This window comes from Candidatus Planktophila sp. (genome assembly GCF_044348745.1).
GTDB lineage: Bacteria > Actinomycetota > Actinomycetes > Nanopelagicales > Nanopelagicaceae > Planktophila.
Genome location: NZ_JBIKSG010000055.1, coordinates 83,515 through 95,550 on the forward strand (window position 1 = coordinate 83,515; position 12,036 = coordinate 95,550).

The window sequence follows — 12,036 nt, forward strand, 5'->3', positions numbered from 1 at the left end:
AGTCGCCGCGACTCAGGTTTCTATCTAGTTGAACACAGAACCCTTCCTCTTTATTCCAGCCTGGGCTGGCTAGCCTTACCCCCATGAACCTCGCACTCGCAGGCCTTTCCTATGGCATCACACTCATAGCTCTCATTCTTCTTGCCGTCCGGACAAAAGCACTGATCGGTATCTATAAGAAGGGTCAACCTGATTCAACGCGCAGTAACGACAAGTTGCAGCGGTTGCGTATGGCAGCGCGCGAGGTCTTTGGTCACACAAAGATGTTGAACTTTACAGTTGTTGGTTTTGCTCACTGGTTTGTGATGATTGGCTTCTTCGCACTCTTTGGAACTTTGATTACCGCATATGGACAATTAATTAATCCTAGATTTGCCTTGCCAATTATTGGGCACATGTGGGTATATGAATACATCACTGAGTTGGTTGCGTGGTCAACTGGAATTGGTATCGTCGCTTTGATTGGTATTCGCCAAGTAACCAGATTGCGCAATAAGCGTTCCCGTTTTGCTGGCTCTGGTATGGCCAAGGCTTACTACGTTGAATTCACCATCGTTTTAATTGTGGTGTGTGTAATCGCATTGCGTGGCCTTGAAGGTGCGCTCTCAAACGAAATGGCCTGGAATCGCCATTACATCACCACCTGGTTTATTGCCGACATGTTTAAAGCAATGACACTGTCAGAGATAACAATGTGGATCCAGATTGTGGCAACCATCAAAATCGTTGGCTCAATGACTTGGTTTATTGTTATTGCCACAAATTTGACGATGGGTATTGCCTGGCACCGATTCTTAGCTCCATTTAACATCTTCTACCGTCGTAACGCAGATGGAAAGTCATCATTAGGCGCACTACCTCCGATGTTGTCACACGGGGAAGAAATTAACTTTGAAGATCCAAAAGATGATGATGTCTTTGGTTTAGGCACACGGGCTGACATATCCTGGAAGGGATTGTTGGATATGACATCGTGTACTGAATGCGGTCGCTGCCAATCACAATGTCCTGCGTGGCACACAGAAAAACCATTGTCACCAAAGCTTTTGATCATGGCTATGCGCGATCATGCCTTTGCTAAAACCGTTGAAAATGAGGCACTTGTTGGTGAGAATTCACCAATCAGTTTAGATGTCCTTTGGTCCTGCACAACATGTGGTGCCTGCGTTAATGAATGCCCAGTTGATATTGAGCACATTGATCACATCGTTAACATGCGTCGCTTCCAAGTTTTAGTTGAATCAGAGTTTCCATCTGAACTTGGTGGAACATTTAGAAATCTTGAAAAGACCGGTAACCCATGGGGAGCTAATCGCACAGATCGTGAAGCTTGGATTGCAGAGTGTGATTTCCCGGTCAATGTCATTGAAGGTCAATTACCTGATGATGTTGAGTATTTATTCTGGGTGGGTTGTGCTGGTGCATATGAAGAACGGGCAAAGAAAACAACAAAAGCTGTTGCAGAACTTTTGTATATGGCGGGAGTTAACTTTGCTGTTCTAGGCAAGAAAGAGACTTGCACGGGAGATCCAGCACGTCGTGCTGGTAATGAGTTCTTGTATCAAATTCTGGCACGTGAGAATATTGAAACATTTAAAGAGACATTTGGAGATCGTCCAAAGGGCAAGAAGAAAGTTGTTGTTACCTGTCCTCATTGCTTTACAACAATCGGTCGCGATTATGGCCAGCAAGGCTTTGAACTTGAAATGGTTCACCACACACAACTTCTAAATCAATTACTTCGTGAGAAGCGTTTGATTCCAATCAAGATGTCACATACTGCAATGACCTATCACGATCCTTGCTACCTCGGTCGTCATAACGAGATCTACCAACCACCGCGCGAAATTCTGGAAGCAACAGGTGCTGATCTAACTGAAATGCCACGTAACAAGGAACGATCATTTTGTTGTGGCGCAGGTGGTGGACGTATGTGGATGGAAGAGAAAATTGGTACTCGTATCAATATCAACCGTGTTGAAGAGGCGATCAATACCGGTGCTACTGAGTTGGCTGTTGCCTGTCCCTTCTGCCGCGTCATGACCTCGGATGGTATGAACGCCAAAGAGTCAGCTGTGGAAGTCTTTGATGTTGCGCAGGTTTTGCTGCGTAGCGTCAAAGAGAATTAGGCGTAAATTCCACCCATTCTCAGTTAACTTTAAGGCTATGAGAGCATTCTCTAGCCATGACTACTACTTCAGAAAAGACCGCACAACGCATTCTTGTCGTTGATGATGAACCCAGCATCAGCGAGTTAATTTCTACCAGCCTTCGATTTGTTGGCTTTGATGTCCGCACCGCAGCTAACGGTGCCGAGGCTCTACGTGTAGCAGAAGATTTCAAGCCACATGCGATGGTTCTAGATGTCATGTTGCCTGATCTAGATGGCTTTGAAGTGTGTAAGAAGATTCGCAACGAAGGCGTCGATACCGGCGTTTTATTTCTAACAGCAAAAGATGGCATGGAAGACAAAGTTAAGGGTTTAACTCTTGGCGGCGATGATTACATGACTAAGCCATTTTCACTGGAAGAACTTGTTGCTCGTCTGCGCGCACTTCTCCGTCGCACAGGTGTAGATCAGATTGAAATCGACGATGAAAGAATGCGTTTTGCTGATCTTGAATTAGATGAGGCAACACATGAAGTTCGTCGTGCTGGTCAAATGCTAGATCTTTCACCAACAGAGTTTGCCTTACTTCGCTACTTAATCATTAACGCTGATCGCGTTGTTTCAAAAGCACAGATTCTTGATCATGTGTGGCAATACGATTTCCGTGGAGATATGGGAATTGTTGAAACCTATATTTCATATCTTCGCAAGAAAGTGGATTCCTTTGATCCACCATTGATCCACACAGTGCGCGGTGTTGGCTATCGTTTAAGAATGCCGCCTAAGTAAAGTATGAAGAGCCCGTATGCCAACTCAAGTCTGCGTAATCGATTAACGGTTGGCGTACTTGTTCTTTCGGCATTCGGTTTTTTAGGTGCAGGTTTTGGTGCACAAGCTTTATTGAAAGATTATTTAATTAATCAGGTTGATGAACAATTACTCAGCGTTGTGAGTGGCACTGCTGATCGTCTTGATCAAGCAGGTATTGCTCGTGATGAGGATGATGATGATCGTCCACGAACAGAGAGAGCGGCAACGCCACTCAATCGAGTTCCAACATCCATTTCTGTAACTGTCTTAGATCCTTTCGGCAATCTAATCGGTGGCATCGGTGGGGACCTAAACTCCAACCAGGTCACTGAATATGTGATGGGCTTACTGCCGGGAGAGGTTGCAGCCTTTGGTTCTGAGCCTTTTACTATTGAGGCTCCAGGATCTGATTTTCGTGTTGCAACCACAGTTCTACCATCATCTCTTGGTTCGGTAATCGTTGCGCAATCCTTAAGTGAATTTGATAAGACCACTCAGAGAATTGGTGTTGTCTTTCTCATTATTGGCGGTCTTGTGCTTTTGTTTATCGCATTTGCTTCCCGTCAAGTAATCAAAATCGGTATGAAACCACTGACAAAGATTGAAGCAACAGCTGAAAAGATTGCTGCTGGTGATCTGTCTGCCCGTCTTGAAAACTTTGAACCAGATACTGAAGTAGGACGATTGAGTACTTCGCTTAACCAGATGCTTTCGCGTATTGAAGAATCTTTTACAGCTCGCACGGAAACTGAAAACAAACTGCGTCGTTTTGTTGCAGACGCCAGTCATGAGCTGCGCACACCGTTGACCTCTATTCGTGGATTTGCAGAACTACATCGCCAAGGCGCGGTCCCAGAAGGTGAAAAGACAAAAGAATTAATCTCACGTATTGAAAAAGAATCAATACGAATGGGATCACTTGTTGAAGATCTTCTATTGCTCGCTCGGATGGATCAGTCTCGTGAGATAGTGATGGAAGATGTTGATCTTTCAACTCTTGTTAGAGAAGCGGTGTTATCTGCACAAGCTGCCGGACCGGAACATCCAATTACTTCAGATGTGGCCCATGATGTTCACACACAAGGGGATGCTGACAAGATCTATCAGGTTGTTACTAACTTGCTGGCAAATGCTCGTGCACATACTCCTGCAGGAACTGCGATACATGTTGCGACCTACTCAGATGACAATGGAACATATGTAACAGTTGCGGATAATGGTCCGGGGCTTACTGCACAAGATCAACAGCATATTTTTGAGCGCTTCTATCGCGTTGACACCTCTCGCCAGCGCAACAGCAGTGATGGCAGTGGTCTTGGGCTCTCAATTGTCGATGAGGTCATGAAGGCACATGGCGGGGAAGTCTCAGTAGCCTCAGAACCAGGTAATGGCGCTACTTTCACGCTGCATTTCAAAGCCTAGTTAGCCCAAAGACTCCATAGATTTAAGAACAGCGATTCGCTCTGCAATCGGTGGGTGGGTAGAGAATAGTTTTGAAACAGATTTTGCATCGAGCGGTGATTCAATCCAAATATGTGCAACAGCAGTTGAACGTTGTTGCACAACGGTCGAATCTGCAGCCAATACCTCTAGAGCAGAACGCAGTCCTGCAGGGTTTCTTGTGAAGGCAACAGCAGTTGCATCAGCTAAAGATTCACGCTTGCGTGAAATTGCAGATTTAAGCATCATCGCTGCTAACGGTGCCAAAATAAGAATGACAAGTGAGACAACTAAAAGTAGCGGATTGCCGCCGCCTTCACGGTTGCGATCTCTGCCTCCGCCAAACCACATCATGCGGGTCAACATGTCAGATAAAATCGCAATCGCACCTGCTGTTGTTGCCGCAACTGCGCTGACTAAAGTGTCGCGGTTTGCCACATGTGCCATCTCATGGGCAATGACACCTTGTAGTTGATCCCTATCCATTGCATCCAAGATGCCTGTTGTGAAGGCAATGAGTGCATGCTCGGGGTTTCGACCTGTTGCAAAGGCATTTGGCGCGCTGTCAATAACGATTGCAACCTTAGGCATAGGTAAGCCGGAAGCAATTACTACTTCATGGATTAAATCAAAAAGCTTTGGGTTGTCAGATTCTTGAATTAACTTTGCACCAGTCATTGTTAACACTAATTTGTCGGAACCGTAATAGGAACCCCACACAGAAACTAATGCAATACCAACAGCAATTGGAACTATTCCTGCTGTTGATGTTCCAAAGTATGTTAATGCGGCATAGACAACCAGCCACACCAAAACACCCATGCCAACAAGCAAACCAATTGTTTTGCGGCGGTTAGCCGCTTGCATCGTTCTAAAGTTCATTAGAACTTAACGTTTGGAACGTTACGATCTTGAGGGTTTTCAACCTCATAAAATTCGCGCTCTGTGACCTTTGCAAGACCAGCAAAAAGACTGCTTGGTATGGTCTTTACAGCGGTATTGAGCGAGCGCACGTTGTCGTTATAGAACTGACGTGCAAATGAAACTTTGTTTTCAGTGGTTGAGAGCTCTTCTTGAAGTGACAAAAAGTTTGCAGATGCTTTTAGATCTGGATATGCCTCAGCAACTGCAAGTAGTCCTCGTAGTGCTTGTGTCAGCATTCCATCTGCTGCTGCCGTATCTGCAACAGTAGAAGCTGTTGTTGCCTTTGCACGAGCGGTAACTACTGCATCAAATGTTGATTGTTCGTGGGTTGCATATCCCTTAACTGTTTCTACCAAGTTAGGAATTAGATCAGCACGACGCTTTAACTGAACCTCAATCTGTGACCATGCTTCATCTACTGTGATGTTTAACCGAATAAGACGGTTGTATTGAGAGACGATAAAGACAGCGATAAGAGCGATGACACCAACAACAATGATTATTTCCATGACTAATTAAACCGCGCTTTCTGCCGTTTTATTCCTAGCGTCCGGCGTTGGAGGCTGAGAGTTTCTCCAGAGCAGGCTCAGGAGCAGTGCCAGAACTACCCAGAGAATTAGTGATTTATGCCTAAAGGCTGTGCCCATATTTCCTTCATACGCCCCAGCACCTACTACATACAAGGAGAAGAAAATCAATGAGGGTGCTAGCTGATTAAATCTTGGAATCCCTCGGCGCTTAACTATCAAGAAAGCGATTAACCCAAAGGCTAGAAGCCAAATTAGATTTTCCGTCGCTGCAATTGCGCTGGAAGTACTGGTGACATCTCCAATAATGAATGGTCTTAAAAGGAAAGTAGAAGTCATATAGGGGGCTCTCCAGATAATGCAAGCGTAAGTATCAACACGACTTGGGGCTGTCGACACTAAAGAATTTTGAGACAGAGGGCAGTTGGGTGTTTCAATTACCGAAGCAGCAGCTACTTGGTTTCCGGTATGTCTAGTAGGAATCCCATCCACCATGGTGATTACCACTCCTGGGTCTTCCACAATTGAAACTCCAGAATTTCCACTGGTAGCAATGCTTCCGAGAAATACTCCCGATAGAACCGCGGCAATGGCAAGCAGGGACTTAGCTTGCTTAATCCGTGTAACGAGATAGATCAGTAAACCAACACCTAACACCAACCCCACTTGTGGTCTTGTACTGAAACACATAACTATTGAAGCAAAGAGCGCTAAATACACTAACGGTTGAAAACGTGTCTTCAAGTGGAAGATCACAAAAGCTGAAGTTAATGACAACAACACCCAAAACTCATTTGGGCCTTCGCGTAAACCTAAGGTCGACCAAACAAAATGACTTGGTAGAAAAGCGAAAACCGTAAAGAACAGAAGAAGTAAGCGAGAATTGAACTTACTTAAATCATCTCTCGTGTTAAGCAACTTTAGAGCGAAAAAAGTCAATAGAACTAGGCTTAAAAAGCCGTAAATTGAAGATATCAATCTGACAGCATCAAGTTCGTCCATGCCAATACGATATAAAGCACTTGAAGGAATAATGATTGATCGGCCTGAGAGATAAAGGCCTTCACCGAAGGCTGGAAAATCTGCAGCAGGTTTTGATTCTGCAATCCATTTGGTTAACGATGCATATGTTCCTTCATCTGGTGCAAGTGATGACGGTGTATTGGGTAAAACAAAAAACATAATGACACGTGCAACAAATGAAGCAGCAACGATTGCCCATAGTTTTTCTCTGAGCGTTCGAAGTTTCAATGCGCTCATTACAAATTCCTTTTTAAGCAAAACTAGTTAATTTTTGATCTATGAAAGTTAAGGAAGGAACGGCTTGGGGTTGGGCCGCGCTGACCTTGATACCTAGAACCATACTTCTCGCTGCCGTAAGGATGCTCAGCAGGAGATGAGAGTTTGATGAGACAGAGTTGACCAATTTTCATGCCTGCAAATAACTTCACTGGCAGATTGGCAACGTTTGAAAGCTCTAGTGTGATGTGACCGCTAAATCCTGGGTCAATAAAGCCTGCTGTTGAGTGTGTGAGTAAGCCAAGGCGACCAAGTGAAGACTTTCCTTCGAGTCGTCCTGCAATGTCATCAGGAAGTGTGATCACTTCATAGGTGCTTGCCAATACAAACTCACCTGGGTGCAAGATAAAGGGCTCATCGCCTTCTGCAACAACCTCACGAGTTAGCTCTGGCTGTTCAATAGATGGATCAATGACGCTGTATTTGTGGTTTTCAAAAACTCGGAAAAACTTGTCCAAGCGCACATCGACAGATGATGGCTGGATCATGGCTTCATGGAAAGGCTCGCAGCCGACTCGGCCTGCCTCTATCTCTGCGCGGATATCGCGATCGCTAAGTAACACAGCGGTGAGCCTATAGGTAGAAAGGTGAGGGATTGGGGAGCGAAATACGCTCATGCCCTTGATTAAGTTACTGGTGGGTAGCATTATTACCCCCATGAGCCATTACATCGCAAACCTCCGTGACATTGAATTCTGCCTCTTTGACCTTTTGGGTCGCGAAAAAGTTATGGGAACAAACCCATACGGTGAAGTTGATCGCGATACCACTATGGGAATGCTTGAAGAGGTAAAACGTTTATGTGAAAACGATCTAGCTGCATCTTTTGTGGAAGGCGATCGCGTTGGCGCAATACTTAACAAAGAGACCGGTAACGTTACTTTGCCTGAAAGTTTTAAGAAGTCATACAAGGCATATGTTGATGGTGAATGGTGGCGTGTTGATGCTCCAGTAGATCTTGGTGGAATGAAGATTCCTCCATCGGTGCGTTGGGCTATTGCTGAAATGGTTTTGGGTTCAAACCCTGCAATTCACATCTATGCATCAGGTTATGCATTCGCACAGGTTGCATATGTTCTTGGAACAGATGAGCAAAAGAAGATTGCAAAGCACATGGTTGAAAAGCACTGGGGTGCAACGATGCAGCTAACAGAACCTGATGCAGGTTCAGATGTTGGTGCAGGTCGCACAAAGGCTGTGCAGCAACCAGATGGAACATGGCACATCACTGGAACAAAGCGTTACATCACTTCAGGAGATGCTGACTTCTATGACAACATTGTTCACTTTGTACTTGCTCGTCGCGAAGGTGGCGGACCAGGAACAAAGGGTCTTTCACTATTTCTAATTCCTAAGTTCATGTTTGATTTTGAAACAGGAGAATTGGGTAAGCGCAATGGTGTTTATGTAACAGCACTTGAAGACAAAATGGGGCTAAATGTTTCTGCAACTTGCGAAGTTAACCTAGGAGAGCATGAACCTGCTGTTGGTTACTTGTTGGGTGAGGTGCACGAAGGTATCGCGCAGATGTTCAAAGTTATTGAATTTGCTCGCATGATGGTTGGAACTAAGGCGATCGCAACGCTTTCTACAGGCTATCTACAAGCCTTGTCATACGCCAAGGAACGTGTGCAGGGCGGTGACATGAAGGTAATGAATGACAAGGCTTCACCTCGCGTCACAATCATCAAGCACCCTGATGTGCGCCGTTCGTTGATGGTCCAAAAGTCCTATAGCGAAGGTATGCGCGCGTTAGTGCTTTACACAGCTTCTATTCAAGATGAAATTGAACTTGCTGAAATTTCAGGGGATAAAGATCGTGCTGCAGACATGATCGCACTTAATGATCTATTACTTCCTGTTGTTAAGGGTTACGGTTCAGAAAAGTCTTGGACGCTTCTGGGTACTGAATCACTTCAAACATTTGGTGGAGCCGGCTTTACGCGTGATTGGCCACTTGAGCAGTATGTTCGCGATGCAAAGATTGATACTTTGTATGAAGGGACAACTGCAATTCAGGGTCTTGACTTCTTCTTCCGTAAGGTTGTTAAAGATGGTGGACGTGCACTTGGTTTGTTAGGAAAAGAAATTCAGAAGTTTGCAGAAGCTGGCGGAACACACACTGCAGAAAAGCAAGCACTCCTTAAGGTACTTGGCGACCTCAATGCAATCGTTAGTGTGTTGGTAGGACATGCAATGGAATCTCAATCTGATCCAGTAAAGATTTACACAGTAGGTCTGAACACATCACGTTGCTTAATGGCTGTTGGTGACATCATCACTTCATGGCTATTGCTCCGCCAGGCAGATATTGCAGTAGAGAAACTACCTAGCGCTGGCAAGGACACTGATTTCTACACAGGAAAGATTGCAGCAGCAAAGTTCTTCGTTCACAACAATCTGCCACACATCACTGCAGATCGTAAGATCGTTGAGGCAACTGATGGGTCGATCATGGAGATCCCTGAAAGCGCCTTTTAATCAGTTACGCTTGCTAGATGCTTAAAGCTCGCCGCAGTGAACTGCTGCTGATTCTTTCTGCCTTGATGTTTGCCAGTAATGGCATTGCATCCAAGTTATTGCTCGATGGACACATCACTCCATGGCGTTTAGCCCAAATTCGAGCCATTTGTGCTTGCACAATACTGGCGTTGTATTTGTGGAGTAGAGCTCCAAAGACCTTTCGCATTAAGCGCTCGGAGATCCTGCCCTTAATTTCATATGGTGTTGTAGGCATTGCTTTGGTCCAGGCACTCTACTTTCTAGCCATATCAAGGATGCATGTGAGTATTGCCCTGCTTATCGAATTTACAGCTCCAGTGTGGATTGTCCTCTACTTAAAGGTTGTTAAGCGCAAGCATGTGCCCAACCAAATGTGGCTGGCTTTATTGCTGGCACTAACTGGCTTGGCATGTATTGCACAAGTTTGGGATGGGTTAACTCTTGATGGTATTGGTGTCATCGCAAGTTTCGGCGCATCTTTTGCACTTGCCTTTTACTTTCTCACAGGTGAGTCACTCTCTGGCTCTCGGGATAGTCAATCAATCACGATGTGGGGCTTTTTCTTTGCAGCTGTTGCATGGTGTTTAGTGCTACCAATCTGGGACTTTCCATTTGCAGTCTTTACGACATCAATTCCGCTTGAGGGAGCCCTTGAAGGCTCTAACGCTCCTGGTTGGGTGCTGATACTTTATGTTGTTCTTATCGGAACGATCCTGCCTTATTTACTCGTAATGAACGGTCTTAAGAATTTAAAGGCATCCACGACAAGTGCCTTTGGATTACTTGAACCAATTTTTGTTGGCATAATTGCTTGGATTTGGTTTACAGAAACCTGGACCATGATTCAACTTCTTGGTGGCGCAGTTGTGATTGCCGGTATCTATATGGCAGATCAGGCACGCAATAAAACTGCTTAAGCTCCGAAGTTATCTTCTGGTGAAGTATTTGAATCTTCGCGCTGTTGTGTCCAGTCTGTTCCGCTACCTGGATTTTGTGGCATGTCATAGAAGCGTGCATAGTGAAGCTGGGCAGAGACGGTGATAGTTTTAGTAGGACCGTTACGGTGCTTTGCCACAATTAAATCTGCTTCACCGGTTCGGTTTTGTGAGTCATACATATCATCACGATGGAGCAAGATAACTACGTCAGCATCTTGTTCGATTGAACCTGATTCACGAAGATCTGAAAGCATTGGCTTCTTATCTGTTCGTTGTTCTGGTCCACGGTTTAGCTGGGAGATTGCAATAACAGGAATGTTTAGCTCTTTAGCCATCAATTTTAATTGGCGAGAGAACTCAGATACTTCTTGCTGACGGTTCTCAACTTTCTTACCTGAAGACATCAGTTGTAAGTAGTCAATAACAATGAGTTTAAGGTCGTGACGCTGCTTTAAGCGGCGGGCCTTTGCGCGGATCTCCATCATTGAAAGGTTAGGTGAATCGTCGATAAACAATGGAGCTTCTGAAATTTCACCCATGCGACGAGCAAGACGAGACCACTCATCATCAGATAAAGAACCTGAACGAATATTGTTAAGACCAACACGTGCTTCGGCAGACAACATACGCATTGTGATTTCACTCTTTGACATTTCAAGCGAGAAAATAACTGAAGTTAATCCATCATGAATTGATGCATGACGTGCAATATCAAGACCGAGTGTTGACTTACCCATAGCAGGACGTGCTGCCAAAATAATCATGTTACCTGGATGTAGGCCATGGGTTAACACATCAAGATCTTTAAATCCTGTCTTAACACCTTCAACACCAATTCCTTTTGAAATCGCTTCGATCTCATCAAGTGCTTGTGGAAGTAGCGTTGAAAGTTGAACATAATCTTCTGATGAACGACGTTCAGTAACTGCATAAACCTCAGCTTGCGCGAGGTCAACCATGTCATCCACTTCACCTTCAGTGGTGTAGCCGTATTGAACAATCTTTGTGCCAGCTTCAACTAAACGGCGCATGATTGCATGTTCACGAACAATCTTTGCGTAGTAACCAGCATTAGCTGCTGTTGGAACGGAAGAGATCAGTGTGTGTAGATAAGGAGCGCCACCTGCGCGTGCAATATCGCCACGTTTAGAAAGTTCTGCAGAGACAGTCACAGCATCAGCTGGTTCACCGCGACCATACAAATCAATAATTGCGTCATAAATTAACTCATGTGCTGGGCGATAGAAATCGCGATCACGAATAATTTCAATTACATCTGCAATTGCATCCTTGGATAACAACATTCCACCAAGAACAGATTGCTCTGCAATCAGATCTTGTGGTGGTGTGCGTTCAAACTCAGCTCCAACAGAGTTGACGGTGGAGGCACGAACGGGACGGCTGTTAGGAAGTTCTGCGATGCTCACGCGTTAAACCTCCCATAGGACACTGACAAGTGTGTTACTTGCTGCGCGTAACTTAAGCC

At 45.0% G+C, this 12,036-nt stretch carries 10 protein-coding genes; 5 read left to right on the forward strand and 5 right to left on the reverse strand.

Translation table 11 applies throughout. The features are described 5' to 3' along the window. Positions 1-83 precede the first annotated feature (83 nt). From AC9UH7_RS06555 to AC9UH7_RS06565, 3 genes are read left to right on the forward strand one after another with little or no spacing between them, the layout of a single operon-like run. The gene (locus tag AC9UH7_RS06555; RefSeq protein ID WP_509596404.1) at positions 84-2,129 is read left to right on the forward strand and encodes a (Fe-S)-binding protein; all 2,046 of its coding nucleotides are present in this window, start codon (positions 84-86) and stop codon (positions 2,127-2,129) included. Between the two features lie 56 nt (positions 2,130-2,185). Beyond that, the gene (locus AC9UH7_RS06560) at positions 2,186-2,899 is read left to right on the forward strand and encodes a response regulator transcription factor (RefSeq protein ID WP_509596406.1); all 714 of its coding nucleotides are present in this window, start codon (positions 2,186-2,188) and stop codon (positions 2,897-2,899) included. A 3-nt stretch (positions 2,900-2,902) separates the two neighbouring features. Next, a complete protein-coding gene (locus tag AC9UH7_RS06565; protein ID WP_509596408.1) occupies positions 2,903-4,342 on the forward strand; it encodes a sensor histidine kinase in 1,440 nt (479 codons plus the stop codon). Here AC9UH7_RS06565 and AC9UH7_RS06570 read toward each other — a convergent pair whose 3' ends face one another. From AC9UH7_RS06570 to dcd, 4 genes are read right to left on the reverse strand one after another with little or no spacing between them, the layout of a single operon-like run. Further along, on the reverse strand, positions 4,343-5,242 hold the full coding sequence (locus AC9UH7_RS06570; protein WP_509596410.1) for a M48 family metalloprotease: 900 nt from the start codon (positions 5,240-5,242) through the stop codon (positions 4,343-4,345). Beyond that, positions 5,242-5,793 carry a LemA family protein gene (locus AC9UH7_RS06575; RefSeq protein WP_509596412.1) on the reverse strand — a complete coding sequence of 184 codons (552 nt, stop codon included), beginning with the start codon at positions 5,791-5,793 and terminating at the stop codon, positions 5,242-5,244. The genes AC9UH7_RS06570 and AC9UH7_RS06575 overlap by 1 nt, the downstream gene beginning before the upstream one ends. A gap of 6 nt (positions 5,794-5,799) precedes the next feature. Next, positions 5,800-7,071: a hypothetical protein gene (locus tag AC9UH7_RS06580; protein ID WP_509596414.1), complete on the reverse strand. Its 1,272-nt coding sequence runs from the start codon at positions 7,069-7,071 to the stop codon at positions 5,800-5,802. Between the two features lie 23 nt (positions 7,072-7,094). Next, positions 7,095-7,673, reverse strand: coding sequence for a dCTP deaminase (gene dcd, locus AC9UH7_RS06585; protein ID WP_509596467.1), 579 nt, complete (start codon positions 7,671-7,673; stop codon positions 7,095-7,097). A 94-nt stretch (positions 7,674-7,767) separates the two neighbouring features. Here dcd and AC9UH7_RS06590 point away from each other — a divergent pair, with 94 nt between their 5' ends. Then, complete coding sequence (locus AC9UH7_RS06590; RefSeq protein WP_509596416.1) at positions 7,768-9,591, forward strand: acyl-CoA dehydrogenase; 1,824 nt, start codon at positions 7,768-7,770, stop codon at positions 9,589-9,591. A 17-nt stretch (positions 9,592-9,608) separates the two neighbouring features. Then, complete coding sequence (locus AC9UH7_RS06595) at positions 9,609-10,529, forward strand: DMT family transporter (protein ID WP_509596418.1); 921 nt, start codon at positions 9,609-9,611, stop codon at positions 10,527-10,529. Here AC9UH7_RS06595 and dnaB read toward each other — a convergent pair. Continuing rightward, positions 10,526-11,977 (reverse strand): replicative DNA helicase, encoded by a 1,452-nt coding sequence (gene dnaB, locus AC9UH7_RS06600; RefSeq protein ID WP_509596420.1) that lies wholly within the window; start codon positions 11,975-11,977, stop codon positions 10,526-10,528. The genes AC9UH7_RS06595 and dnaB overlap by 4 nt on opposite strands. Positions 11,978-12,036 lie beyond the last annotated feature (59 nt).

Coding starts and splice junctions, on each gene's coding strand:
- AC9UH7_RS06555 (WP_509596404.1), top strand. CDS start 84: ATGAACCTCGCACTCGCAGGCCTTTCCTATGGCATCACACTCATAGCT.
- AC9UH7_RS06560 (WP_509596406.1), top strand. CDS start 2,186: ATGACTACTACTTCAGAAAAGACCGCACAACGCATTCTTGTCGTTGAT.
- AC9UH7_RS06565 (WP_509596408.1), top strand. CDS start 2,903: ATGAAGAGCCCGTATGCCAACTCAAGTCTGCGTAATCGATTAACGGTT.
- AC9UH7_RS06570 (WP_509596410.1), bottom strand. CDS start 5,242: ATGAACTTTAGAACGATGCAAGCGGCTAACCGCCGCAAAACAATTGGT.
- AC9UH7_RS06575 (WP_509596412.1), bottom strand. CDS start 5,793: ATGGAAATAATCATTGTTGTTGGTGTCATCGCTCTTATCGCTGTCTTT.
- AC9UH7_RS06580 (WP_509596414.1), bottom strand. CDS start 7,071: ATGAGCGCATTGAAACTTCGAACGCTCAGAGAAAAACTATGGGCAATC.
- AC9UH7_RS06590 (WP_509596416.1), top strand. CDS start 7,768: ATGAGCCATTACATCGCAAACCTCCGTGACATTGAATTCTGCCTCTTT.
- AC9UH7_RS06595 (WP_509596418.1), top strand. CDS start 9,609: ATGCTTAAAGCTCGCCGCAGTGAACTGCTGCTGATTCTTTCTGCCTTG.